The organism is Bacillus cereus group sp. MG9, from assembly GCF_040459995.1.
GTDB lineage: Bacteria > Bacillota > Bacilli > Bacillales > Bacillaceae_G > Bacillus_A > Bacillus_A mycoides.
Window position 1 is genome coordinate 2,674,881 of record NZ_JARVHC010000001.1, and the last position, 24,635, is coordinate 2,699,515.

Genomic DNA, 24,635 nt, shown 5'->3' on the forward strand with positions numbered 1-24,635 from the left:
TAAACTCTATTGCTCCATAACCTTATAAAGCTTTTGCAGGTAACGCCAACGGGTTATAAAGAAATATAATACTTGTATACATATAAATGAAATTAAAATAACGATAGAGCTATTAATTATAGAAAAATCGACTAATTGCTGTAATGCCGTATAAGCGACTACAGTATGAATCACTGCAACAACAATCGGTAAGAAGAACATTAATAATAACTGTCTCGTTACAATTTTTTTTAATTCTCGTTTACTTAATCCCATTTTCGAAATCATTTTATATTGCTGTTGATCGCGATCTAAATCAGTATATAATCGGAAATAAATAAAACTAGCAGCGAATGTGAAGAAGACGATTCCGACTAAAACACTTGCCATAAGTAATAATCCATTCGTTTGCTTTGCACTTAACAAATCTATAGTTAAAGCCCGAAATTGAAAATTACCTACTCTAGTATCTTTCTCAAATCTACTAATTAATTCGTTTGAAATTCCCTTCGTTTTCATCCAATCGTCTACAACAAATCCGTAAGTACGATATGGAATGTCTTTATTAACTGGGTCACTAGTAAGAGGGATTCCATCATATACCTGATCTTTAACAGCGATATAAATAGTTCTAGAATCATGTGGTAAAACTAAATTTTCTACAGCTTTTTTCACATGAAATGTCTTTGTCCAATCTCCTTGAATGACTTCTATATTCTTTTTATACTCGCCATTTTTAAATTCTTGTTTTTGTGATACGACTCCAGGAATTAATAAAATTTCATCTTCTTTTTCTATTGTTTCTTGTTGATAGCCTAGTGCTTTAGCAAGATCGTTATATTCACTTAACTTCATTACATCTACACCATTTTCCGTGTATATATATGAAGATGAAGCCATTCGATACGGAATATTAGCATCAGAAAGGTGTTTTTTTATAATAGAAAGATTTTTATTTAATACTTTGTCGTTTTCAAAACTTCCATATAAAAATGTATACGGATTTGTCATCCTTACCAAATCCCTATTTCCAATTGCAGCTGTTGTACCAATCGCTGTAAATGCAACTGCTGAAACAATAGATACTATAAAAAACATCGTTGCATTATCTTTCATACGGTAAATTAATTCAGAAAATGTTAATATATTTGTTCTCTTTAAAAAGAAAGATTCTCTCCTTTTCGCAAGGTGCAATATATAAACGCTACACTGTGTATATAAAAAGTACGTTCCTATAATTACTAGGAGCACCCCTATTCCAAGCGTAATAAAATTAGTACTTGGGATAAAGCGAAATACTGAAAAATATCCATACCCTATACTAATTAAAGAAAGTAGCGATAATAAAATTGATGTTTTCGGTTCTGGCTTTGGCTTTTCCTCTGCTTGTATAAGTTCCACAAGTTCTGTTACTTTTATCATTTTAAATGTAACGAGCGAAACAATTAAAAATAATAAAAGAAATGTGATAACTGTTAATAATACGGCCTGCACTGGTATATAAAAAGGCAAACCATTACTAATCATTAATACACTTGCGCTTATCAATAAAACTAGTTTAGAAAATATGAGTCCAATGAGAATTCCTATACAAATTGAGCCAAGTCCAATCAACATATTTTCAATTAATAATAATTTCTTAAGCTGTCTCATTGACATACCTTGCATCATTAATATCCCAAATTCTTTCTTGCGCGTTTTTAAAAATGAACTAACTGAATATAGAATGAAGAAAAATGAAAATACAAAAATCAAGCCTTGCGAAACTGAAAATCCCAATGTACCAAATGCACTTATTGTTGCACTTGTCGATTTCAACTCACCTTGTAAATCAGGATGAAATAATAAAAGAGCATACGTAAAGAAAATCATAATAGAAAATGCACTACTTAAAAAATGAGCTGCATATGTACGCTTATTGCGAAAAATATTATTAAATGCGAACTGACGAAAAGTCATGCCTTTTCCCTCCTAACAAAGAAAGGACATCCATAATCTTTTGATAAAATGCTTGCCTACTTTCACCACAATAAATTTCGTTATATAGTTGACCATCTTTAATAAATATGACTCTGCTGCAAAAACTCGCTGCATACGGATCATGTGTAACTAACATCATCGTAGCTTTTTCTTCTTTATTTAAAGTATCTAGCATCTCCATTACATCATTTGAAGATTTAGAGTCTAAATTCCCTGTTGGTTCATCTGCAAGTAATAATTGCGGCTTATGAACAATTGCACGAGCAATTGCTGTTCTTTGAGCTTGCCCCCCTGAAATTTCAAAAGTTCTTTTACTCAATATATCTGTAATATTTAATTTCTCTGCAATTTCTTCAACTCGTTCGTTCATTTCTTGTACAGAAACACCATCTAATGTCATCGGCAATACGATATTTTCCTTTACTGTAAGTGTGCTAAGTAAATTAAATGATTGAAAAACAAATCCTAATTGTTTCCTACGGAATAAAGCCAAATTATCTGATGTCAACTGGAATGGATTTGTACCATTTATTAATATTTCTCCCGATGTTGGAGAGTCGATAGTAGATACCATATTTAATAACGTTGTTTTCCCGCTCCCTGATGGCCCCATAATCCCTATAAATTCACCTTCTTGAATTGATAAATCAATATCTACCAATGCTTTAAAAGGTACTTTCCCTTTATATACTTTACTAATACTTTTTGCATGTAGAATTTCCATTTATATTCTCCCTTCATTTGCACTTCTCACAATATAGTGTAAATGAATTGTCTTATAGCACATATTGATTCATCTTTCATTTATCTTACACGATTGTAAGATTTCTAAAAAAACTGATAATAAATCTACTTTGAAACTATAATCAATTTATATCTATCTTATAATATTCGCAGGGTAGTATGAAATACTATGCTATTTATTTCTAATCTTTATTATATTAATGAAAAAAGACCGATTGGTGATATTATCCCCTTTAGGTAGACAGTGTAAAAAAGACCATGTACACACATGGATGTTACACTATTACTTGGAGGGGATTTTTCATGACTAAAAAAGGATCGACATTTAATACCTATTCAGAAGAATTAAAGTTATCAGCTGTTCAAAGTTATTTAAACGGAGAAGGAAGTTACAATATGATAAAGGAAAGATATCAGATTAGAAGTTCTACCCAACTTAAAAATTGGGTCAAAAAATATAAAGAATGTGGTGAGATTACAGATACTCGCGGGAAAAATGGGGGAATGAAAGGTATACCAAACCCTCTAAAAGGAAAACGTGTTTATTTTAAGACAATTGAAGAGGAACGTGACTACTATAAGGCACAGGTTGAATATTTAAAAAAGCAGTATCCAAATCTATAAATGGAGGTGTACTAAAATATAAAGAGAGATATCATATCATTGAATCATTAAAGACAAAGTATCCAGTTATATGGCTTACGAAATTTGCGGGTGTACATCGTTCAAGTTACTATAAATGGATTCATACCAAAGGTATGAAAAACATACGACTAAAATCCGAGAAACGATTAAAAAAGGTAATACGATCTATTCACGTAAAGCACAAAGAATATGGTTATCCACGTATGAAAATCGCTTTACAGGAAGAGGGATATTTTATAAATCACAAAAAAGTATATCGCTTAATGAGTGAGCTCAATATTCAATCTATTATTCGAAAGAAGCGTCGCTTCTTTAAAGGGAACTATTCCAATATTTTTCCGAATGTTTTAAACCGTGAATTTAAAGATCGCCAACAAAATGAGGCACTTGTTACAGATATTACTTACCTACGATTCCAAGAGGGATTTCGGTATCTTTCTGTTGTACAAGATGTTTATAATAACGAAGTTGTTTCTTGGAAAATATCTACGCGCAATAATAATGAACTTGTATTAGATACGATTGAAATGTTGGCACAAAAAAGAGATGTGCGTGGAACCATTCTCCATTCAGATCAGGGATTCCAGTACACATCTCATGCCTACAACAAACGACTTTCCGATTTAGGTATCATTGGTAGCCACTCTCGCAAAGGAAACTGCCATGATAACGCTTGTATCGAGTCATTTTTCTCCCATTTTAAATCGGAGATGTTGTATTTGAATCATTTTAAAACAGAAGAAGATTTAATACAAGCAATTGAAGAATATATTTACTTTTATAACTATAAACGGTTCCAAAAACGACTCAACCATCGAGCTCCGATAGAATATCGAATCTCGATGGCTGCTTAGTCTTTTTCATACTGTCTACTTGACAGGGGTAAGACCATCATTGTATTATCGGTCTTTTTACTTTCAAATATTATATTTTTAACTAATTTCTTAAATTGAAATATAATTAAATAATACTTTTAATACTATTTCACTTGATAATATCCTCTGCAAAATACTGAGTTCTTCGGTTTCATTGCAATTAAAAATGAATTGTAAATATCTGATGCGGAAATTATTGCGTTTATCCAACATACAAATAATATGATTGATTTAATATTTCCTGATACATAGAACGACATAAATGCAGGGGCTACCGATAATACAATTATGGGTAAGCTCATAAAGACCCAAAATCTCGCTTTGGATAGGGGTGCATTTGTATTTAGCCAAAAAAATATTCCACTACATGTTAAGCTAATATCACCTTTGTTACTTATGACCAAAATGTGTAGACATTCGTGAATGATGAAGACAAAGATACCTATTATGATTAGATACAATATATTAATATGAGTGAAACCTACTCCAAAGTAATTTGGTATCAGAAAAATGATTATTTGAAGTAGATATACAAACTTCATATAATGCTTTTGATACCAATTATTCTTAATAAAAGGAGTCCATTCTGAAAAATCCATACTTATCTGTGGCAATTGACGAAACCAAATTATGATATGCGTTCCCCTCCCTCATTTAATCTATTTCATAACTTAAAACTTTTAATCCACTAACACTCAACCGTAAGTTTTATATGCAAAACTTCGCTCACCTTCACTTTTGCCGTTCGTTCTTCTATTTGAGCTCAAAATGATTCATTTTTAGGATAATTTGAGTAAGAAAGTGGTGTTTTCATAGACAAATGCATTCGACAAAATTATCCAAACCCCTTTTCATATATGATTTTTTATAAAATGATTATCGCATGTACAGCTTAATCCCCTTGTTTTTTTGATGAGAAAATCCGGCAAGAAGCCATCCAAATTGTCTCTTTGATATGGTAACAGGTATAATGGAATGTAAAAAAGCTTAGAGTTTTAGCTCTAAGCTTTTTTACATTCCATTATAGATTCTTTTAAAGAGCAATATTTTTTATCCACTCTGATTTGCTCAATAAATAATGATTATATAGTTGGTTTTCTATCGTCTGTTGGCTCAAATAAGTAAATCCACATTTTTCAATAACTTTATTTGATGGTACGTTGTTAATTAAAGCAATTGCGTTGAGGACATCTACATTTGTATTTTTAAACAAATAATCAATTAACCCTTTAGTCGCTTTCGTAGCGTAACCATTGCTTTGATACTCGCTTGAAATAGCATACATTATTTCTCTATTTGGTGAAGGGAGTTCTTCTTTAATACCTGTGCAACACCATCCGATACATTCATTTGTATCTTTAATAAATATTCCTAGCTGTAAAGAATGACCCTCTATGTTAGACGTATTTTTCACGACATTAAGAAACAATCTATTTGCTGGTATTTCATCATTGATAATCCAATTAACCCTCTGTTCTTTCGTTGATTTCCAGTCCGGCAAAAACTTTTCAATTTCCGGTTGATTCGATATTTTATAAATGCTCTCCGCATCTTTCACAGTAAACTCTTGCAAGTATATATCTCCACAGTCTATTCTAAATAAATTAGTCGAACTCTCTTCTCCCATGTTAATCCCCCTTAATTATATTAAAGCGCCTTAATCTGCTTCGTAAGTTCTATAAATCGTTCATCAAGTTCTTTATATTCTTTATCGTTAGAAGTCAAAAAGCTTAATTTACCTAATACTTCTTGTCTCTCTGTTTCTAATGTTAAACGTAGCTCTTCAATATCATCTCTTGTTTTAATAAGTTCCTCTAGCTGCTTTTGTATCGTATTATTTAAAAACACGAGTTTCGTGTTAGTTGTTTTCTCCAGAAAATATCGATCGTGAGAAACTATAACGAGTGTTCCATTATACTCAGCTAATGTATTTTCAAGCTGTTCACGTGAAGGGAGGTCAAGGTGATTCGTCGGTTCATCTAAAATAAGTACATCTTTTTCCTCTAAAATATAAGCCATTAACTTGCATTTTACTCTTTCCCCCATACTCATATGCTCAATCGGCTCTTTCCATTGAGAAGCTTGGAATCCTAAATGTTTCATTAAATTTTGGACTTTTCCTCTTTCTTCAAATGTCTCTTTAAAAAATAAATCTTCTGGTGTTTTATCCAGTGGTAAATCAAATACTTCTTGTGTTAAATAACCGATGTTTGCAGATGGTGAAATCCATACTTCTCCTTGTACAGTTTCCGTTCCCATAATCATCTTCAGTAATGTTGTTTTCCCGCTACCGTTTGGTCCAACAATCGCAACCTTCTCACCGTGCTGGATTGTAAAATTAACGTTTTCAAATAATGTCTTTCCATGAAAGTCTTTTTTTAATTTCTTTACTTCTAAAAAGCGTTTTCCTACTTTTTTATTCGCTTGAATAGAGAACTCCACTGAATACTCTTCTTTCACACGTTCTACTTTCGTTTTCTCCAGCTCTTTTTCGAGACGTTTTCGTTTTGACTTCACTTGCGCATCCATTCGCTTCGCTTTTACACGATAAAACTCTTTAACTCCTTCTTGTTTTGTAGACTGTGCGTGTGCCTTTTGTGACCATGAACTTAATTCTTTTATATGTGTTTCTACTTGTTCTATCTTTTTTTGTTGCTTTTCATATTCACGTTGCTGCGTCATTCTTGTATGCTCACGTGCTTTCATATAACTCGTATAATTACCGCTATGCTCAATTAGTTTCTTTTCCTCAATTGACCATATTTTCGTTGCGACAACATCTAAAAAGTATCGATCATGCGATACAACGATAACTGTACCCTTCATATTTTTTATTTGCTTAATGAGAAATTCCGTACTCATCTCATCTAAATGATTTGTCGGTTCGTCTAATATTAATAAATTAGGATTTTCGGCAAATCCTTTTGCTAGTCGAACTTTCAGCTTTTCACCACCACTTAAAGTAAGAAAATCGTTCGTTGGCACGCCCCATTTCGCAAGAAGTTCTGCTTCTTTTGCAATCATATCATTACTAATAAAAGATTCTATTTCTTGTTCAACATATGCCGTTGTCATATTCATTTGCTGCCATTCAACAATCCCTTTTGATGGCTCAATCTTCCCATTTATTAATTGAAGTAACGTTGATTTACCGGCACCGTTTTTACCAATTAATCCGATAACATCCCCTTGTTTTACTGTAACATTCATTTTCTCTAATAAAGTATTTTCCTTTATTTCAACGTAAACATCATTTAACTTTAAAATTTCTTTCATATTACCGATCCCTTTCATTAAGGGAGAACAAAAAAATCCTCCCAAATTAATTTGGCAGGATTAGTCGTTAACATATTTATACCCAAATAAGCTATTACGCAAAATAAATAGCATTACTATTGTATGGAAATTGGGCGGACTAATCCTACTTTTTATAAATTGAAATTTATTGAATTTCAACATTTAAAAATAAGATTAGTTAATCATCGTCCACCCATCATTCCTTTCCATCGTTAGTAACCATATTGTACCATAGTAGTACTGTATGAGTAAATGCGATTATACGTGCTGTGAAAATGATTGCTTTCTTTTAGGTCTATTTATCTTCACTTCATATCGATCAAACACAAACAACATCTGTAATACTACTGGCTTTAGATTTCCTTAGTAGTAAACTTCTAAGCACTCTCTCTTATATAATTTTTATATAAATGTATCATTAATTACATATTATACATATTACATTTCAGTTCTTATAATAAAGATATCATTTTAAAAGGAGGATACTACAATGGAATTTAGTAAACTAGGAAACAGTGGATTAACAGTAAGTAAGATTGCATACGGGAACTGGATTAACCATGGTGGAAAAGTAAACGAAGATACTGCAAATGATTGTGTGAAAGCCGCACTAGATGTCGGAATTACTACGTTCGATACTGCTGATGTCTATTCGGACACTATAGCCGAAGAAGTACTTGGCCGGTCTTTGAAAGGTATACGCCGAGAAAGCATAGAACTATGTACAAAAGTATGCCATCCGACCGGACCTGGAAAAAATGATCGTGGATTATCGAGAAAACATATTATAGAAAATTGCAATGCATCGTTACAGCGGTTGCAGACAGACTACATTGATGTCTATTATGCACATAGATTTGACTCAACAACTCCTCTTGAGGAAACGATGTTAGCTTTTGCTGATCTTGTAAGACAAGGTAAAGTCCTTTACTTAGGCGTAAGTGAATGGACATCAGAACAAATTACCCGCGGTGCAGCACTTGCACGAGAATTGAACATTCCACTTATCGCTAGCCAACCTCAATATTCGATGTTGTGGCGTGTTATCGAAACTGATGTAATACCAACATGTCAACGTGAGGGACTTGGTCAAGTTGTTTGGTCTCCCCTTGCACAAGGTATTCTCTCAGGAAAATATCAACCTGGTAAACCCTTGCCGACTCAATCACGTGCTAATTCAGATGCTGGTAAACCATTTTTCCACAAACTTGTGCAACGTTGGATGAGTGATGATGTACTCACTGCAATTCAGAAACTTAATCCGATCGCGCAAGAAACTAATCTTACCCTACCACAACTCGCAGTTGCTTGGGTACTACAAAATCCAGCTGTTTCCTCTGCAATTATTGGCGCTTCAAATCCGGAGCAAATAAGAGAAAACGTAATTGCTTCTAGTGTTAAATTGCAACCTGAAATTATGGATCAGATTGATAATATACTACAAGGTTTCGCTGAGTACGATCCGAGTAAAACAGGTTGAATCTTCAGTGACTTTAAAATAAAAATAGAAGTTTTCCTATCCAACTTTCCGACTGCCCATCCCATCAAGATGGGCCTTTACTTTTCAAATTCAAATTGTGAAGTCGTATAAACCTCTCTAACAACTGTTAAGAAGTTCTCTAATACGACAGACTTTTCATCTTGTCTCCATCCAACATATAAATTTATTTTCGGTGTATTTTCTTGAATGTCTTTATACATGACACCCGATTTTTTATAGCTTTCCACCGATGATGGAACGACAGAAATCCCCATTCCTGCTGCAACTAAATTCACAATAGTTTGCATTTGGATCGCCTCTTGAACAATATTTAAACTTACTCCATGTTCCCAAAAGTAACTAATAATTAAATCATAAAAGTTAGTACCGAAATGACGTGGAAATAAAATAAATGGTTCATCAACTAATGATTTGATTGAAATGTTACGTAACGAAACTAAAGGGTGATCTTCATGCAAAACTAATTTTAAACATTCCTCAGAACAAACTTCGGAAACTAATATTTCATTATTCTGCTTGGAACGAATAAATCCAATATGAATTTGTTTTTCATATAGCGCTTTTATTTGCTGGTCTGTTGTCATCTCGCGTAATATAAGCTGTATTCTAGGAAAACGTTCTCGAAATTTTTTTAATATGTCTATTACGGTTTCTGTAGAATCGACAAAACCGATTATTAAATGTCCTATCTTCCCTTCATCCGCAAGCTGTGTTTCTTTAATAGTTCTATCTACTTGAAGCAACGTTTGCCGCGCACCTTCTAAAAATATTTTCCCTGCACTGGTTAGTTCAACCATTCTTTTTGTTCGATGAAAAAGTTGAACGCCCAATTCATCTTCTAATTTACGAATTTCTTGGCTTAAAGGAGGTTGTGCCATCCTAAGCCGTTCTGCTGCACGACTAAAGTTTAATTCTTCTGCCACTGTTATGAAATATCTCATTTTACGAATATCCATTTCAATCCCCCTATCATTCACAACTAGCAAAAAAGCCCTCCTTCTAATAAATTATAAATAAAAAGAAAATGTTATTCGCTATCCAATAATCACTTATTGTTTTTCGATAAATTTTTATTGATTACTCCCCTTTAATAAGCTATTATATGTTTGTAGAAAATATTAATGTAAGGATTGAATTTATGGACAGGACATTAAAAATCACAAAGTTAAATATGTTTTTAAAGATTTTTCTCATCCCGATTATAGTAGGGATAATTGTTGGTATACTAACTAAATTAGGGCAAGGTATACTTCCAGGACATTGGCATTCATTAGCTAATCTAGGAAGTGTTTGGTTAGTTCCATCCTTTTTCGTGGCTAGCTTTAGTTATTCTAAGCGTACAGCTATACTTTCTGGTATCCTTGCACTACTCGGCATGGTATTAGGATATTATGGTTATGCAATAGTTATTAAAAATGTAGCTCACTCTATTTATTTTATATCTGTATGGATTGTATGTGCATTTATAGGAGGAACTATCTTTGGAATTGCAGGTTTTCTATGGAAAGATACTACAAATCCACTTCATAAATTTGGAAGCGCGCTTATTAGTGGAGTTTTTGTAACGGATGGACTTCACATTCTTTTAAATTTTGAAGACTATAGTCACATGTTACCTGTTGGATATACCGAAGTGATAGTCGGGATTATCTTGATTCTTGTGTTAGAACGCTCTAATGCTAATCGAATTTCTTCTTTCTTAATGATGGTTCCTATCACTATTTTAGGATTAATTGGATATACATTATTAAGTTTGTTTACTTAATTACAATACTGTATTATAAAAAAACAAAAGACTAATTCTATTATAATCCACAAAACATATCACGAATTCGAACATTATACTTATTAATGTTGATACACCTATTCATAGGATGGATTCATGAAGCTATCTCTTTCAAAGAGGTGGCTTTTTTCTTACAAAAACTATTTATCAGCTTTTTATTAAATACTTCTAATTTAAAGATCGTATTTATTAGCGTGTCATTATACATACTAAGATGACCTTTTACCATTTCATATAATCGCTATAAAGTGAAACTTTAATCAGCGGGGGTCTTACTGCCCATTAAAGCGGGATAAAGTAAGGCTAAAAAACTTATCTCCAAAGTTCTTTAGCCTAGTTCACTTATTTACACATTAAAAAATATAATTCGTACAACGGTACCTTTACCAACCTCTGAATGGATTCCTACACTATGTCCTAATTGTTTCGTAATTTCATATACAAGATAGAGCCCCATTCCAGTTGATTCTTTAAAATCTCTACCGTTTTCTCCTGTAAAGAAAGGTTTGAATACTCTTGGTAAATCTTGCTTCGGTATCCCTACGCCACTATCGGTAATTTCAAGTACAACTGTATTACCTTCCTTACGTACTTTCACTTTAATCTTTTCTCTACTACCTGATGAATATTTAATCGCATTCGATATTATTTGTCCAATTAAAAATTGTAACCACTTCGCATCACTTTCTACAGTAATACTCTTATCAATTTCAAGCTCTGGGTATACAAAATTCCGAATAAAAAAGCGTTTATGTTCATGCACGGAATCATTCACTATTTTATGTAGTTGTACTCTTTCTACATAAAAATCTTGTGTAAATGCTTCTAAACGTGCGACATACAGTGCCATCTCTAACCCCTTTTTCAACCTATCTGTTTCCTCATTAATGCTTTCAAAACGTGAATCCACTTCATCTTGTGTAATTAATTCTATTACAGATAAAGGTGTTTTCATTTGATGAATCCACTGATTCATAAAGGTTAAATGATCATTATTTTTCCTCTCTTGTAACTGGAGCTGATTTTGATAATGTCGATATTGTACTTCGAGCAAATCTTGGAGAGCAGTAGATAAAACTGCAAAATCAGATTTTTGAACAGATTCATCCAAAGATTGCAACGGATTTGCTAAACGTTCATAAAAAGAACGATGTGTAAAATAACGAAATACTAAATAACTTACCATAAAAAAAGCACCTAAAAACATTGCATATAATGCCGTTGAAATATGATTATGCCCATCAAACCAATAAACTAAGAATATGGCTAGTAGTTGGATCGCAGTAAAACAAATAAGTGGTATATGATCACGTATAAATAACCTTATCATTTTTCCATACCATTATCCCAAGTAATATGTAATCTATATCCAACACTACGAATTGTTTCTATTGCTCCTTCAATTTGTAACGTTTTTAACTTTTTACGCACACGTGTTGTATTTACACTTAATGTATTATCATCAACATAAGATTCACTATCCCATAATTTATTTAATAATACTTCCCTACTAACAACACGCGGATGGTTTTTCATTAACATCTCTAATAAAATGGCTTCGTTTCTCGTTATATCAATCTCTTGGTTCCTAAGTTTTAATACAAGTCTTTCGGGATATAAACTAAGACCTTGTTGCTCAATCATTCGTTCTTCTAGTTTCGGTGCATAGTCTCCATAAGCACGTCTTAAATGACTACGAATTTTCGCCATTACAACTTCATAATGAAACGGCTTCGGAATAAAATCATCGCCACCATTTTCTAACGCCATAACTTGATCCATCGTACCTTCACGGGCCGAAATAAATAAAATCGGACATGTGGAAACCCCGCGAATTTGACGACACCAATAGTAACCATCAAAACTTGGTAAATTAATATCTAATAAAACTAACTCCGGTTGTTCTTCTAAAAATATGTCTAACACATTTTGAAAATCCGTTACAATAATTCCTTGGTAACCGTATTTCGCAACATATGTTGATAATAGCTCCGCAATTTTCATATCATCTTCAACAATCATAATTTTAACCATCTCTGAACTCCTTTTTGATCCACAATCTCAAATATACTTATATAAATAAATACTACCTCTTTTCACAAAATCCGTAAAATAGAAAAAGGATACTTTTATACAAAAGTATCCTTTTTCTATTTTTCTTATTTAATATGAAATGCATTTAGAGAAAATCCTAACTTCTCCACATATTCCATTCCTAGTTCCATCCGCGCCGTTTTTAGTGGATCCACAACTTGGCAAATTTTTAAATTACCTGCTGCTGATAATAAAAGAGTTGCATCAGCTTTAGACATTTCTAATTCTTCATGTAAAAATGTCACCATATTACGTACAGCACGATTCGCTGCATCATCTAACAATTTCTCGGAAGCAATCGTCATTATTTTTTCTTTTTGAATAGCCAATGGTAATGGCCATTTCTTTCCTTTTATAGTCTGAACAGTTACAGTTACCTCACCAGCAACCTCTACTCCACTAACACCAATTTCACCATCACCCATCGCAGCGTGTAAATCGCCTAATGCTAAAAGAGCACCAGGAACATTTACAGGTAATAATAACGTTGTACCTTCTTTGATTTCTTTACAATCCATATTCCCGCCGTGATCATGCGGTGTACCACATGAAATACTCTCTTCTTTCGGTGCAGTACCAATCACACCAATCATTGGATTAATTGGAATTTGCAGTTCATTTGAAAATGAAACATGTCCATTATGTATTGGGACAATTTTTACTGTATTTTCATTTAGCTCATCACCCATTACACCTAGGTTCGCACCTGTAGTTAAAACACCCTGCTCGGCAATTTTAATCTTTTCAATCGTTACGACTAATATATCACCAGGTTCTGCACCTTTAATATGTACAGGTCCGGTCGCTGGATTTATTCGATTCCAATCTAATTCTTGAAACTCAACATCTTCAGAATCAATTTGATTTTCAAAGCAATCATATGTTTCAAATACAAGACGGCTCCCAATTTCTACTTCAATACATGGATTATTTTCTGGTGACATTGCGTAAATGATATGTTCTTTATGAATACGATGCATAGTACCTCTCCTTTTTCGTTTTTATCTTCTATGTAATAATTAGCTTTTATCTGCATAAGCTCCTTTTTAAAATTAGTAGTTATTTTCAAGAAAAATGCACTTAGCTCATTTTGAAACATACACTCTTTACTATAACAGGTAAAGAAAGGTGGTATTACAATGCCCCTTATTCCATACAACGAAAGTGACGTTGATTTACTAGCACGTTTAATCCGTGCTGAAGCTGAGGGCGAAGGACGACAAGGTGAACAACTTGTTGGATGTGTTGTAGTAAACCGTGTATTTTGTGATTGCTTAGATTTCAAACAACTTCGATCTGTGCGTGATGCAGTATATCAAAGCCCTGGCGGATTCGAAGCAGTTCAATACGGTTACTTTTATCAACGTGCCCGTGAATCAGAAAAAGAAATCGCAAGAAAAGTTTTACAAGGTGAATGGCGCTGGCCAGCACGATGGGCTCTTTGGTATTTCCGTCCAGTTGGAGCTTGTCCACCCGAATGGTATAATCAGCCGTTTGCAGGGCAATTTAAAAGCCATTGCTTTTACGAACCAAGTGGTGATGAATGTCCAAAAATGTATTCACGATAGCAAAAATTATAGTATATACGAGTGGTGACTATTTTCATCTCATATAGTCACCACTCGTATATTTATGTAAATATCATTCCATCGTAATTACAATTTTCCCTCTAACATGCTGACTTTCACTTAAAATATGAGCTTCTCTAATTCCTTCTTCATTAAACGGAACAACCTTACTGATGATAGGTTTAATTTTTCCATGCTCAATCAAAACAGATAATTCGTCCAATTGCTTCCCGCTTGGTTTCAACCATAAAAACCCTGATTTTATGGCCTTTACTTCATGACGTGGTTCATGAACGATAGAAACTAGAACACCACCAGATTTAATAATTTGAAAACTTTTTTCTTGTACTTCTCCGCCGATTGTATCTAACACAATATCATAATCTGATAGTAGCTCTTCAAATTTATCTTTTTTATAATCAATAACAAGGTCAGCACCTAAAGACTTTAAAAACTCTTCATTTTTACTACTTGCAGTTGTTGCGACAAAGGCCCCAAATGATTTTGCGATTTGAATTGCAAAACTCCCTACTCCGCCCGCTCCAGCATGAATTAATACTCGGTCATTTTCTTTTATTTGTGCGTAATCAACAAGACTTTGCCAAGCTGTTAGTCCTGCAAGAGGTATAGATGCTGCTTCTTCAAAATTAAGATTATTAGGCATTTGCGCTACTAAATTTGATTTCACTGTAATGTATTCAGAATAAGAACCTTTCCCTATATTTTCAGGTTTCGTAAACACTTTATCTCCTATTTTAAAATGATTCACATCCTCTCCAACTTCTTCAACTATTCCAGCAACATCTAATCCTAATGTAATTGGAAATGAAAATCGCAACTTTTCTTGTAAGTCTCCCTTTCTTATTTTCCAATCAACAGGATTGACAGATGTTGCGTGTATACGTATTAATACTTCATTACATTTAACAACTGGTTTAGGAACTTGTCTTTCTTTTAATTCTTCAACACTACCATATTGATCAATAACAATTGATTTCATTTCCTCTCCCCCTTGCTGTTTATTTTAATAACAAACAATTATTTTTCAAAATTTTTCGCCTTGAATGAAAATAAATATGTTTGGAGGTGATATTTATGCTACTCTACTAATTAAGCATCATGAGTGCAAAAAACATTTATTTCACTTAAATACAATCTAATTTACGCCTAAGAAACACCCAAAGTTATATTTCTCTTTATTTATTAATGACCTTTAAATGAAACGGAGAGTGTGCTATGAGTGAACAAGTTTTCAAAGTAAACGGTATTGATATATGTACAGAAAGCTTTGGAAATCCTAATAACCCAGCAATATTATTAATTATGGGAGCTACGTGTTCAATGGTTTATTGGGATGAAGAATTTTGTGAAAGGTTGGCTAGCACAGGAAGGTTTGTCATTCGCTATGATAACCGTGATGTTGGGCGTTCTGTTACATATGAGCCTGGGACTTCCAATTACACTGTAGCAGATATGGCTGAAGATGCAATCGGAGTACTCGATGCGTATCATATTAACAAGGCACACCTTTTTGGCATGTCATTAGGAGGTATGATTGCTCAAATTGCTGCAGTAAAACACCCAGAAAGAATTTTGACCTTAACATTACTAGCAACAAGCGTTATTGGATCTGATAACAATACTCGTGATTTGCCTCCAATGGATGAAAGAATTTTGACACATCATGCTAATGGTGCAAATTTAGATTGGACAAATAAAGATGTTATAGCGAAATATTTAATTACAGGATCACGTCTACTCTGTGGATCAAAGCGTATATTTGATGAAGCAAGAACTTTAAAACAAGTAAAGCAAGAAATAGAACGTGCTAACAATCTATTAAGTATGTTTAATCACGCCCTCCTTACAGGTGATGATTCTTATGAAGGTATACTAAAGTCGTTACTAGTACCTACTTTAGTAATTCATGGTACGCATGATACAGCTCTTCCACTTGAACATGGACTCGCACTTATTGATGAAATTCCGAACTCAAAGCTATTATCCCTTGAAGGTACAGGGCACGAGATTCATCCCGATGACTGGGATAAAATTATTAAAGCAGTTTCAGAACATATATCCCGTATAAGATAAGAACAACTATTAGAAGGGGCACAAATTGTTTTGCCCCTTCTATTTATCCCGCTATTTGTGGGCAGTTTATCTCCCACCTCAAAATTCAGCTGAAGCAAAGAAATTAGGTGGGAGATAAACTGCCCGTAAACGCCCGATTGGTGAAGGCTAATAATCAGTGGGGGATGAACAAAACCCCCACTGATTATAGTTTCACTTTATAAAGATTACGATACAATATCAAAAACCCATCACTGCATTCGTATGTATAGTGATGGGCTCTACCTATATTTTTCTATGCTTAAAAAAATGGACAATCTAACTGGTCAACAGATTCCCACGATTTTTTTTTTACATTTTCGGTGGATTTACTATTTTCTAGTGGTACGTGTTTAAATGGATTCATTTCAACTTTTAATAGAGATGATGGTTCTATATATAAAGAAAAAACATGGCTACTTGGCAAGGTTTTTGATACATCAATATCTCCTACTTGTTTAAATAATTGCTGGGCCGCAAAGAAAAAGAAATTAGTTGGATTAGATTGTTTATTAAGCCAAGCAATCATTTCAGGCGATACCGATTTATTAATATTAATTTTCACTCGATCACCACGTTTATATCGCCTAGATCGCATACTTCCACCAACTAACTTATCGTTAAGTTTGTAAACCCTAACTCTTTTTGCTTATGCTCTCTATATTTTGGCGAGCATGTATATACTAATAACCCACGAGCATTGGTGAATAACGGGTTATCTACAAAGATCACATTTTTCAAGCGTCCTTTTTGTTTCAAAATCATTTTTAAGCTATTTTTAATAATAACTGCGCCCCCACCATAAATAAATACATATGGATCGTCTTTCATATCATCAATTTTGTTAATAATATCCGTTGCGACACGTGCTGCTAAACCTAAAAATGCTGGCTGCGATTCCTCAACTAACAATGCATTTCTTGGGTGCTTTTCATTTAAATAAATTTGGTTAAATTCTGTAATGCTATCAATTGTTTTCGTAGGATATTTCCGATTCCATCTCGTAATAATTTGTAGTAACGTTTCTTTTACACCATATGATAATCCTTTACTTAATTGCGGACGGAAATTTACCCCTAATGAAACAACTTCTTCCGTTGTCCCCGCGCCAATATCAAAAGACAATAAAGTTTTATCTACAAAATCAATTTCTGAAACTTGATTTTGTTCACATTCTATTTTATGTTTCACAACATTTCCTTCCTCATCATATACAATCCCCCACGTCCCAGAAGCGCCTTCAGGTAGACATTTACAAAACTCAATAGAAACATTAATCGTAACATCGCGTCCATTTGGATAATGGAATATGACCTTGTGATTACCCATATACCGTTTCGCATTTTCAGCAGCAATTTCCTGTGTAATAAGTTGCATTGGAAGAGCAACAGATAAATCATAACGAATATTAATATGACTTGAAGTTGGACTTTGACGCATAGCACTTATCGCTAAACCTGAAAGGATTGTAATGACCATTAATTCATCAGTAGATTTATTTGATTTCTTCTCCACTTCAGTACCTTTTAATTGATCTTGAATCACTTTTTCTCCAACGATGTATCGTACATTATTTAACATTAGCGATGGAGAACTAATGGTCACATCAATGTGATTCTCTAATTCTGACGATGAAACTTCACCCTCATCTAACAACCCCGTAGACTCACCTATATATAAAGAATAAATACTCGGAATAAAAATAGGTTCCTGCCCTTTCACCATTAACTTCAAACCATTATTTCCTGCATCTGCACCAGCTTTTAAAAGAATAGACATAACTACCCCCTAAATTAATCTGACATCCCTTCCAAATATATGCGAGCCCATTCTTTTACATTCAAATGTAATTTAATTTTTTATTTATCCCAAAAATAAAAAATTATAAACACTCACTTCATATGTAAAAAATATTTGACATAAGACTTTTCCAATTTTATACTATGGATGTAAAGAGTTTTTTACAAAAGTGGAGGTGCAATTATATATTGAATACTAAAAAAATTATTTTTGTAATCATAACTTTATCTTTAATCGCTATACTTGTACATGGCACATACAAATACATAACTGAAGGTTCAATTTTGGGCGGGACTATTTTCGCTGCCTCTTTAATACTTAGTAATTTAATAAATCATATTACATGGGGAGATCCAAACGGAGTATCGGAAGAAAGTCAAGATGAGATGGGACAACAAATTACCTATAAAAGCTTTAAAATCGCGTATTTCGTGCTTGTAGGTGTTATGTTCCTTATATTACTCTGCTCGGAAGGATTTTCTATGGGTTCCAATTTGGATGGTGTAAAAAACCTTCCACTCTTTATTGCACTCTGTTCTTCCTTTCTTATTTCCCCAATTGTTGAACTCATTGTCGCCAAACAATATAAATAAAAAAAGTGGTTTTCTAAATGCAGAAAACCACTTTTTTATGTTTAAATACCTTCTGCTATTGCTTTCAGCTTATTCACAGTCCGCCAGTTCCTTACTGTAGCTGGCGTATGTAATTTTTGAAACTGGTTCATTAGTTTAGAATTCCGAATGCTTTTTTTGAAAAATAAATACACTACTCTTCCTTCGATATGGCAATCTTCTATGTCACTTTTGTACATAAGTAACCGCTTACTGTCTTCTTCAGAAAGTGGATTAGCTAAAAAGGCCACATGTACACTTTCTCCTTCTAATAACGAATGGGTCTCGTAAGGACACTTTTTAATAATATTAATAAATTCATCATTTGCTCGTAACATGACTGGAACATTGAAATCAAAAACGTTGTTAATTTCACATTCAATTCGTTCCTTTAAAAAACTTATCTCTTCTTCTGACTCAAACACTACATTTCCACTTTGAATATATGTTTTCACTCTTTTTAACCCTATTGATTCAAACATTATTTTCAAATCTGCCATTTTGATTACTTTATGTCCACCTACATTAATTCCCCGTAGTAGTGCAATATAAATTGTCATATGATTACCCCTCACGTATTTAAATGCTTAACAATCGAATTGTTTTGCACCTTCATGCTTCTCGAATACTTACTTTAATACATCTAACATATCATGTACGGAAAATATCTCAAATTAAAAAACTTACTACATGATTTTTTTCAAGAGTAAGCTTTGTTATCTCATTATCTCGTTATAGGTAAATGTAATATGAATTGTTGTCCAATTGGTCCCATTCTTCTAAACCCTTTATCTTGAAATCCAACTTTCTCATATAACTTTTGTGCCGGAATATTTTTTTCATTTACAGCAAGAATCACTTCATTTTTTACTGGATAATAATATTTTACAAAGTCTTGTAATAACGCCAATGATTTTTTAGCATATCCTTTATTTTGTTTATTGTGATTAATAGAAAAAGAAGTTAAAAGTATAGCATCCTTATTTTCTGTAAACTCCTGTACCCTATCACCTGTTTGTAATATAAATACACCGACAGGTACTCCGTTATAGTCTAAAATAACAACTACATTTTTCGTTCGATCATTTTTCGCTTTCTCCAGTAATTCACCTGGATTCGCCGTAAATTGAACTTGTTCACTTGGTAAAGTAAATGATTGTATTATCTCTTTATATTGCTCCTTATACGGCACTAATTGTATTTCTCCTGTATGTATGTTCATGCTTAACTCTCCCATTCCTTCAAGTTATTAACTTAAACCTTGCTGTGTTTTAGAATGCACTTTTCCATCCAAAAATGTTATTTTAGCAAATGATTTTGGATCGTTTCCTTTCCAAGCAAAAATTTGCTTAATTCGTGTAGAATGTTCTTCCCCTTCTTCTATGAGTAAATCCCCTTCAAAACCGATTAAATCTTTCACTTCTAAATAAGTCATTCCTTCATTAATATTTGAGAAATGATTTATATTAATGGTCTCTTGCTTTTTATTTTCCGTTATAGTAGAAGACATAGCTGTTTTCTTCTTCACTTCTTTCTTCTGGTCACACGCTGTCATACTAAAACCTATGCATAAACTACCTAATATGAGTGCGCTTTTTTTAATCATAACGGCTGTCCCTCCCCTCATTATTAAACCATATATTCCCTTGAAAATAAACTGAATATTTAATCTTACAGAAAAACCCCGTACAATTTAGTACGGGGTTTTCACTATTTTTTCAAATGGTTATTTGACTGATCTTCTTGTTCTTTTCGTAGTTCTTGTTCTTCATCTTTTGGTAATTGTTTATCATTATCTTTAATCGGATTCGTTTCTCTATTTTCAATCATATCATTTGGAACTTGCGGCATTACTCGGCCAACAATTGCTGCTAATTCATCAAGTATGCCTTCACCAGTTTTACCTTTTTTAATTTGCTTGCCTATTTGTTTTAGTCTTTCATACGTATCAACATCTGCTACAACGACTGCATTTGCACCGTTCGGGTCATTCTTTAAACTTTCTGCAACAGAATACTTAATTGACTCAACGCGAGTTCGATCAAGTTTCGCTTTCACATCAATACCTACAACAGCATACTTCCCAACTACTACTGCTGTCGCATCGTTTACACCAGGTATACTTGCAGCTAAAGATGCCAGATGATCAGCTGCTTTTTCATTTGGCTTATTTGATTTATTTGTATACGTAACATTTTTCATCGAGACATTTTTTTGTTCTGGCTTTTCATTAGGATTGTCTTTTTTTCCAATGCTACATCCAGTAATAACGAAACAAAGCATTAACATATATATAATGATTTTCATTATTTTCACCACTTTATCATTGATGTTTAATCATAAATTTTCTCAACAGCTTGCATCTTCTTCACTTTTTCTTCTGCACCGCTATTTGCGTTAATGAAAATTTGGTACGTATCTTTCCCTAAAGTACCAATATATTCATAACAAAGTACTTCATTATGCAAGTCATTTACTACTACAGCTTTACGTTCTTCCATAACTTTTACATCGGGGTTAATTTTCTTTCTCGCCTCAGCAGCGGTTAGCTTCGCACTCGGAATCGTTCGTTTTTGATGTGATGCTAAATATTCCTTTGCGGAAAAACCAACAATCGACCCATCATCTAAAGCAATTTTCATTTGGATTGCTTCTGGATAAATACGCACTCCATTTTCATTTACAACGTACGTAAACACACCGATATTATCATATTGAGAACTATCAAACAGCTCCATATTTGTAAACTTGTGATCCTTTAAAAATGTTAATCCTTTACTTCCTGCATCATTTAAACTGATTTTTTGCTCTTTAATTTCTCGGTTGTTCATTACCCAAATTGGATATCCACCTTTTCCGGTAATATCCATATAATACTCATTGTTCGTTGCTGGATCTTGAATTTTCACACTGTAGAATGATTCTTTTGCACCTTTTCCACTTTTCTCAACTTCTACTTTTTCATTCCCTTTTAAGTTTAAAAATGATTTCGCGATTTTTTCCGCTTCCGCTTTCGAAATCCCCTTTCCTTTTGCTTCAAATCCGCCTTTTTTATTCTTTTGTGCACTTGTAAAAGTCGGTCCAAAGTTTGTGGACGAGTATGATGTTACATTCTTTTCTACCGTCTTTAATCCATCGATAATTGTGTTATCTGCTGGATCTTGGTTTGACGCAAGAGCCATTTCTACATCCATCCAGCGAAGATTATTTTTCAATACAAGATGCTGCACTTTTCTCAGTTCATCTTGTATATTTGCTGCATTTGAATATAAACCTTGTAACGTTTTATATTCTTGATCATTTAACGGATCTTTTTCTAAATCACGAACCGCTGCACGATAACTAAAATCACCGATATTCGCAAGGAACTCTTCCGTTTTATTAAATGGCATTAATGTTAAAGGTAATTGTCCTACATCAGAACGAGCCTCTGATGTTAAACGCCATACATCTACTAAAGCTGGCGATAATGAGGAACGTGAATTCATCGCCAGTGTTGTTCCAATTTTATCGTGTAATAAATCAACTTCATATGCTAAATCATGAAACGCACGCTGATAACTATTTTCCGCTCGAATTAATACTGCATTTTTCTCTTGATGCTCTTTATAGCCCCAATACCCTGTTCCGACTACACCTACTGTTAACAATACGATGATAATACCTCGTAACATGTTTCCACCTCCGCTCTATTTACAGAAAATATGCTTACCAATTTTTTTAATTTGTGGACGAGTCCAAATCCATTTACTTGTCGCAGTATCCGGGTTGAAATAATATAATGCATTCCCAGTTGGGTCCCATCCATTGATCGCATCTAATACGGCTTTTTTCGCATTTTCATTTGGCGTTAAATATATTTGTCCATCTGCTACTGCTGTAAATGCTCTCGGCTCAAAGATTACTCCTGAAACAGTATTTGGAAATGATGCACTTGTGACACGGTTTAAAATAACCGCAGCTACTGCAACTTGTCCTAAATACGGCTCACCACGGGATTCTCCGTATACAGCGTTTGCCATTAACTGAATGTCATTTTGAGAATAACCGTTTGGAACATTTGTCCCTGTACTTTTTGGCGGCTTATTTTCCTGTGTACCTCCACCACTGTTCCCTTTATTAGTTGTAGTATCTTTATTAGCGGTCGACTTATCATACTTCGTTGCCTTTACAAGCATTTGCTTCGTTTTAGCACCCGCTAAACCATCAACTGGCAATCCGAATTTTTGCTGAAAGTTTCGAAGCGCCCAATATGTACCCCATCCGAAAACACCATCAACTTTCCCAGTATAAAATCCGTTATATTTCAAACGAGTTTGCAGTTCAATGACATCTTCTCCAGATGCCCCTCTTTGAATCACTTGATTAGAAAAGGCTTCCACATTTTTGGTTTGTATACTACTTACCATTAAAGATAGCCCGATAAAGACAAGCAAGAACGCTATCTTAAAAACAGCTTTTTGACGCATGTATTTCCCTCCTTAATTACGGAAATGATTTCATGGTTATGTTTTGTAAAACCCTCGCTTTTATGTAAAGAAGACAAAAAAATCCAAACTTATATGCTTGAAGAAATATGTAAACAATATACAAAAAGAATAAAAGGAGCTTATTATGAAGCGATTCCTCGTACGTACAGCATTTATATTTTTTTTAATAACAATATGTTCAAATATACATACCGACCCATCTATTGTTCACGCACAGCCACCCTATGCAAAATGGGGTAAACTAGCCGTTGAAAAAACGAAAGAACAATATCCGAAAGCTGAGATTATCGATTACCTTCATATAGGTAGACAACCAAAAACTGTTCAAATAACAGTTGAAAAGTTTAAATTATGGCTACGTGAGGGTGGAAAAGAGTATGGTGTTTTTGTGGATGTAGAGTTTGATACGAAAACAGAGGAATTTTTAAAGATGTCCTTTCAGAAGACAAGTCGGTAAAACAAAAAAACCTCCGTCTTTACATACAGACAGAGGTTTCTTTATGTACTTCTTCCTTAATAAGGAGGATTATTTTTTATATGCAAAGATCGATTCCCTAACATTTTTACTAATCCGCAAATAGCTCCAATAACAACGGATATCCCTATACTATATAAAAATACTCTCCCATATCCACCTATTCTCGGATCTAAAAACGGATATGGGTACCAATTCACGAATGGCCCGCGTATTAAGCTATAGACAACATATAAAAGCGGGAAAACAAGCCAACTCGCAGCCTGTTTCCATGTAATGGTCTTCGTAGGTGGATTTATAACCCAATCTAAAATCATCGCTAACGGCATGATGTAATGAAACACAGTATTGACCCACGGTATCGGTGTTTGAAGTGACTCTTCTAATCCCCTTAATAACAAAAAATAAATAAGTCCTGTTGTCAGTATGTATACTGTAGCTGCGCCGCGAAGAACTCCAAACTGCTCGGAACGTCCAAATAGGGCTGTCCCCAAGCTACTAAATAGTAGAATTACCGCCACTAAAATATTACTTTCAATTGTGAAGAAACTAAAAAAGTTAACTGGATTGAATGGTTTCACTTGTGCCCTTGTAACAAATTGAGTAATAAGTGCACTAAACGCTAGAAGACTTAATAACAGTCTATAAATCGCTATCATTTTTGCACTTCTCATAAAA

Annotated in this window: 26 protein-coding genes; 7 read left to right on the forward strand and 19 right to left on the reverse strand. The window is 33.6% G+C overall.

Features of this window, described 5'->3' with window-relative positions; genetic code table 11:
- Positions 1-6: 6 nt before the first annotated feature.
- On the reverse strand, positions 7-1,938 hold the full coding sequence (locus QCI77_RS13585) for an ABC transporter permease (RefSeq protein WP_113769532.1): 1,932 nt from the start codon (positions 1,936-1,938) through the stop codon (positions 7-9).
- Complete coding sequence (locus tag QCI77_RS13590) at positions 1,913-2,683, reverse strand: ABC transporter ATP-binding protein (RefSeq protein WP_002013124.1); 771 nt, start codon at positions 2,681-2,683, stop codon at positions 1,913-1,915. The genes QCI77_RS13585 and QCI77_RS13590 overlap by 26 nt, the downstream gene beginning before the upstream one ends.
- Positions 2,684-3,006: 323 nt before the next feature.
- Here QCI77_RS13590 and QCI77_RS13595 point away from each other — a divergent pair.
- A protein-coding gene (locus QCI77_RS13595; protein WP_483298979.1) for an IS3 family transposase occupies positions 3,007-4,202 on the forward strand; the annotation gives its coding sequence in 2 pieces (ribosomal slippage) (positions 3,007-3,301 and positions 3,301-4,202; 1,197 coding nt in all).
- Between the two features lie 125 nt (positions 4,203-4,327).
- Here QCI77_RS13595 and QCI77_RS13600 read toward each other — a convergent pair.
- The 3 genes from QCI77_RS13600 to abc-f all read right to left on the reverse strand — a co-directional run bounded on the left by QCI77_RS13600 (position 4,328) and on the right by abc-f (position 7,499).
- Positions 4,328-4,822 carry a DUF3267 domain-containing protein gene (locus QCI77_RS13600; RefSeq protein ID WP_353825773.1) on the reverse strand — a complete coding sequence of 165 codons (495 nt, stop codon included), beginning with the start codon at positions 4,820-4,822 and terminating at the stop codon, positions 4,328-4,330.
- A 434-nt stretch (positions 4,823-5,256) separates the two neighbouring features.
- Complete coding sequence (locus QCI77_RS13605; protein ID WP_113771035.1) at positions 5,257-5,850, reverse strand: GNAT family N-acetyltransferase; 594 nt, start codon at positions 5,848-5,850, stop codon at positions 5,257-5,259.
- A 20-nt stretch (positions 5,851-5,870) separates the two neighbouring features.
- On the reverse strand, positions 5,871-7,499 hold the full coding sequence (gene abc-f, locus QCI77_RS13610; RefSeq protein WP_061674273.1) for a ribosomal protection-like ABC-F family protein: 1,629 nt from the start codon (positions 7,497-7,499) through the stop codon (positions 5,871-5,873).
- A gap of 511 nt (positions 7,500-8,010) precedes the next feature.
- On the opposite strand from abc-f, the gene QCI77_RS13615 reads away from it, so the two are divergent.
- A complete protein-coding gene (locus tag QCI77_RS13615) occupies positions 8,011-9,000 on the forward strand; it encodes an aldo/keto reductase family protein (RefSeq protein ID WP_353825044.1) in 990 nt (329 codons plus the stop codon).
- A 77-nt stretch (positions 9,001-9,077) separates the two neighbouring features.
- On the opposite strand, the gene QCI77_RS13620 is transcribed toward QCI77_RS13615, so the two are convergent.
- On the reverse strand, positions 9,078-9,977 hold the full coding sequence (locus QCI77_RS13620; RefSeq protein WP_088033650.1) for a LysR substrate-binding domain-containing protein: 900 nt from the start codon (positions 9,975-9,977) through the stop codon (positions 9,078-9,080).
- A gap of 182 nt (positions 9,978-10,159) precedes the next feature.
- Here QCI77_RS13620 and QCI77_RS13625 point away from each other — a divergent pair, with 182 nt between their 5' ends.
- On the forward strand, positions 10,160-10,786 hold the full coding sequence (locus QCI77_RS13625; RefSeq protein ID WP_002189807.1) for a DUF6518 family protein: 627 nt from the start codon (positions 10,160-10,162) through the stop codon (positions 10,784-10,786).
- 367 nt (positions 10,787-11,153) lie between these two features.
- On the opposite strand, the gene QCI77_RS13630 is transcribed toward QCI77_RS13625, so the two are convergent.
- From QCI77_RS13630 to QCI77_RS13640, 3 genes are all read right to left on the reverse strand, one after another.
- Positions 11,154-12,137, reverse strand: coding sequence for a sensor histidine kinase (locus QCI77_RS13630; protein WP_002189808.1), 984 nt, complete (start codon positions 12,135-12,137; stop codon positions 11,154-11,156).
- Entirely contained in the window at positions 12,134-12,841 is a 708-nt protein-coding gene (locus tag QCI77_RS13635; protein ID WP_002189809.1) for a response regulator transcription factor, read from the reverse strand. Before QCI77_RS13635 ends, QCI77_RS13630 begins: the two co-directional genes overlap by 4 nt.
- A gap of 125 nt (positions 12,842-12,966) precedes the next feature.
- On the reverse strand, positions 12,967-13,881 hold the full coding sequence (locus QCI77_RS13640; RefSeq protein WP_353825045.1) for an acetamidase/formamidase family protein: 915 nt from the start codon (positions 13,879-13,881) through the stop codon (positions 12,967-12,969).
- A 159-nt stretch (positions 13,882-14,040) separates the two neighbouring features.
- Between QCI77_RS13640 and QCI77_RS13645 the strand changes: the two genes are divergently transcribed.
- Positions 14,041-14,469 carry a cell wall hydrolase gene (locus tag QCI77_RS13645; protein WP_002013108.1) on the forward strand — a complete coding sequence of 143 codons (429 nt, stop codon included), beginning with the start codon at positions 14,041-14,043 and terminating at the stop codon, positions 14,467-14,469.
- Between the two features lie 73 nt (positions 14,470-14,542).
- Here QCI77_RS13645 and QCI77_RS13650 read toward each other — a convergent pair whose 3' ends face one another.
- Positions 14,543-15,469 (reverse strand): NADP-dependent oxidoreductase, encoded by a 927-nt coding sequence (locus QCI77_RS13650; RefSeq protein WP_353825046.1) that lies wholly within the window; start codon positions 15,467-15,469, stop codon positions 14,543-14,545.
- A 236-nt stretch (positions 15,470-15,705) separates the two neighbouring features.
- Here QCI77_RS13650 and mleBCA point away from each other — a divergent pair, with 236 nt between their 5' ends.
- Entirely contained in the window at positions 15,706-16,563 is an 858-nt protein-coding gene (gene mleBCA / locus QCI77_RS13655; RefSeq protein ID WP_353825047.1) for a BCA family alpha/beta fold macrolide esterase, read from the forward strand.
- A 280-nt stretch (positions 16,564-16,843) separates the two neighbouring features.
- Here the strand turns inward: mleBCA and QCI77_RS13660 are convergent, their stop codons facing one another.
- Together QCI77_RS13660 and QCI77_RS13665 are read right to left on the reverse strand one after the other, a co-directional pair.
- Positions 16,844-17,179: a hypothetical protein gene (locus tag QCI77_RS13660; RefSeq protein ID WP_002085171.1), complete on the reverse strand. Its 336-nt coding sequence runs from the start codon at positions 17,177-17,179 to the stop codon at positions 16,844-16,846.
- 11 nt (positions 17,180-17,190) lie between these two features.
- Positions 17,191-18,360 (reverse strand): ParM/StbA family protein, encoded by a 1,170-nt coding sequence (locus QCI77_RS13665; protein ID WP_002013097.1) that lies wholly within the window; start codon positions 18,358-18,360, stop codon positions 17,191-17,193.
- Positions 18,361-18,569: 209 nt separating this feature from the next.
- Here QCI77_RS13665 and QCI77_RS13670 point away from each other — a divergent pair, with 209 nt between their 5' ends.
- Positions 18,570-18,974: a hypothetical protein gene (locus QCI77_RS13670; protein WP_353825048.1), complete on the forward strand. Its 405-nt coding sequence runs from the start codon at positions 18,570-18,572 to the stop codon at positions 18,972-18,974.
- Between the two features lie 41 nt (positions 18,975-19,015).
- Here the strand turns inward: QCI77_RS13670 and QCI77_RS13675 are convergent, their stop codons facing one another.
- The 6 genes from QCI77_RS13675 to sleB all read right to left on the reverse strand — a co-directional run bounded on the left by QCI77_RS13675 (position 19,016) and on the right by sleB (position 23,461).
- Positions 19,016-19,552: a DUF1697 domain-containing protein gene (locus QCI77_RS13675; protein WP_088033642.1), complete on the reverse strand. Its 537-nt coding sequence runs from the start codon at positions 19,550-19,552 to the stop codon at positions 19,016-19,018.
- 164 nt (positions 19,553-19,716) lie between these two features.
- A complete protein-coding gene (locus tag QCI77_RS13680) occupies positions 19,717-20,214 on the reverse strand; it encodes a GNAT family N-acetyltransferase (RefSeq protein ID WP_002013093.1) in 498 nt (165 codons plus the stop codon).
- 27 nt (positions 20,215-20,241) lie between these two features.
- A complete protein-coding gene (locus QCI77_RS13685) occupies positions 20,242-20,598 on the reverse strand; it encodes a hypothetical protein (RefSeq protein WP_002085167.1) in 357 nt (118 codons plus the stop codon).
- 104 nt (positions 20,599-20,702) lie between these two features.
- Positions 20,703-21,299, reverse strand: coding sequence for a YhcN/YlaJ family sporulation lipoprotein (locus QCI77_RS13690; protein WP_002085166.1), 597 nt, complete (start codon positions 21,297-21,299; stop codon positions 20,703-20,705).
- A gap of 26 nt (positions 21,300-21,325) precedes the next feature.
- Positions 21,326-22,666 carry a germination protein YpeB gene (gene ypeB, locus QCI77_RS13695; protein WP_113770858.1) on the reverse strand — a complete coding sequence of 447 codons (1,341 nt, stop codon included), beginning with the start codon at positions 22,664-22,666 and terminating at the stop codon, positions 21,326-21,328.
- A gap of 15 nt (positions 22,667-22,681) precedes the next feature.
- A complete protein-coding gene (gene sleB / locus QCI77_RS13700) occupies positions 22,682-23,461 on the reverse strand; it encodes a spore cortex-lytic enzyme (RefSeq protein ID WP_353825049.1) in 780 nt (259 codons plus the stop codon).
- A 145-nt stretch (positions 23,462-23,606) separates the two neighbouring features.
- Here sleB and QCI77_RS13705 point away from each other — a divergent pair, with 145 nt between their 5' ends.
- Positions 23,607-23,939 carry a DUF3889 domain-containing protein gene (locus QCI77_RS13705; protein ID WP_016101300.1) on the forward strand — a complete coding sequence of 111 codons (333 nt, stop codon included), beginning with the start codon at positions 23,607-23,609 and terminating at the stop codon, positions 23,937-23,939.
- A 56-nt stretch (positions 23,940-23,995) separates the two neighbouring features.
- Here QCI77_RS13705 and QCI77_RS13710 read toward each other — a convergent pair whose 3' ends face one another.
- On the reverse strand, positions 23,996-24,631 hold the full coding sequence (locus tag QCI77_RS13710) for a Pr6Pr family membrane protein (protein ID WP_002142034.1): 636 nt from the start codon (positions 24,629-24,631) through the stop codon (positions 23,996-23,998).
- Positions 24,632-24,635 lie beyond the last annotated feature (4 nt).

Coding starts and splice junctions, on each gene's coding strand:
- abc-f (WP_061674273.1), bottom strand. CDS start 7,499: ATGAAAGAAATTTTAAAGTTAAATGATGTTTACGTTGAAATAAAGGAA.
- QCI77_RS13665 (WP_002013097.1), bottom strand. CDS start 18,360: ATGTCTATTCTTTTAAAAGCTGGTGCAGATGCAGGAAATAATGGTTTG.
- QCI77_RS13600 (WP_353825773.1), bottom strand. CDS start 4,822: ATGGATTTTTCAGAATGGACTCCTTTTATTAAGAATAATTGGTATCAA.
- QCI77_RS13605 (WP_113771035.1), bottom strand. CDS start 5,850: ATGGGAGAAGAGAGTTCGACTAATTTATTTAGAATAGACTGTGGAGAT.
- QCI77_RS13590 (WP_002013124.1), bottom strand. CDS start 2,683: ATGGAAATTCTACATGCAAAAAGTATTAGTAAAGTATATAAAGGGAAA.
- QCI77_RS13620 (WP_088033650.1), bottom strand. CDS start 9,977: ATGGATATTCGTAAAATGAGATATTTCATAACAGTGGCAGAAGAATTA.
- QCI77_RS13625 (WP_002189807.1), top strand. CDS start 10,160: ATGGACAGGACATTAAAAATCACAAAGTTAAATATGTTTTTAAAGATT.
- QCI77_RS13685 (WP_002085167.1), bottom strand. CDS start 20,598: ATGATTAAAAAAAGCGCACTCATATTAGGTAGTTTATGCATAGGTTTT.
- QCI77_RS13630 (WP_002189808.1), bottom strand. CDS start 12,137: ATGATAAGGTTATTTATACGTGATCATATACCACTTATTTGTTTTACT.
- QCI77_RS13660 (WP_002085171.1), bottom strand. CDS start 17,179: ATGCGATCTAGGCGATATAAACGTGGTGATCGAGTGAAAATTAATATT.
- QCI77_RS13710 (WP_002142034.1), bottom strand. CDS start 24,631: ATGAGAAGTGCAAAAATGATAGCGATTTATAGACTGTTATTAAGTCTT.
- QCI77_RS13585 (WP_113769532.1), bottom strand. CDS start 1,938: ATGACTTTTCGTCAGTTCGCATTTAATAATATTTTTCGCAATAAGCGT.
- QCI77_RS13690 (WP_002085166.1), bottom strand. CDS start 21,299: ATGAAAATCATTATATATATGTTAATGCTTTGTTTCGTTATTACTGGA.
- QCI77_RS13705 (WP_016101300.1), top strand. CDS start 23,607: ATGAAGCGATTCCTCGTACGTACAGCATTTATATTTTTTTTAATAACA.
- QCI77_RS13645 (WP_002013108.1), top strand. CDS start 14,041: ATGCCCCTTATTCCATACAACGAAAGTGACGTTGATTTACTAGCACGT.
- QCI77_RS13640 (WP_353825045.1), bottom strand. CDS start 13,881: ATGCATCGTATTCATAAAGAACATATCATTTACGCAATGTCACCAGAA.
- QCI77_RS13650 (WP_353825046.1), bottom strand. CDS start 15,469: ATGAAATCAATTGTTATTGATCAATATGGTAGTGTTGAAGAATTAAAA.
- ypeB (WP_113770858.1), bottom strand. CDS start 22,666: ATGTTACGAGGTATTATCATCGTATTGTTAACAGTAGGTGTAGTCGGA.
- sleB (WP_353825049.1), bottom strand. CDS start 23,461: ATGCGTCAAAAAGCTGTTTTTAAGATAGCGTTCTTGCTTGTCTTTATC.
- mleBCA (WP_353825047.1), top strand. CDS start 15,706: ATGAGTGAACAAGTTTTCAAAGTAAACGGTATTGATATATGTACAGAA.
- QCI77_RS13615 (WP_353825044.1), top strand. CDS start 8,011: ATGGAATTTAGTAAACTAGGAAACAGTGGATTAACAGTAAGTAAGATT.
- QCI77_RS13635 (WP_002189809.1), bottom strand. CDS start 12,841: ATGGTTAAAATTATGATTGTTGAAGATGATATGAAAATTGCGGAGCTA.
- QCI77_RS13680 (WP_002013093.1), bottom strand. CDS start 20,214: ATGAACATACATACAGGAGAAATACAATTAGTGCCGTATAAGGAGCAA.
- QCI77_RS13675 (WP_088033642.1), bottom strand. CDS start 19,552: ATGACAATTTATATTGCACTACTACGGGGAATTAATGTAGGTGGACAT.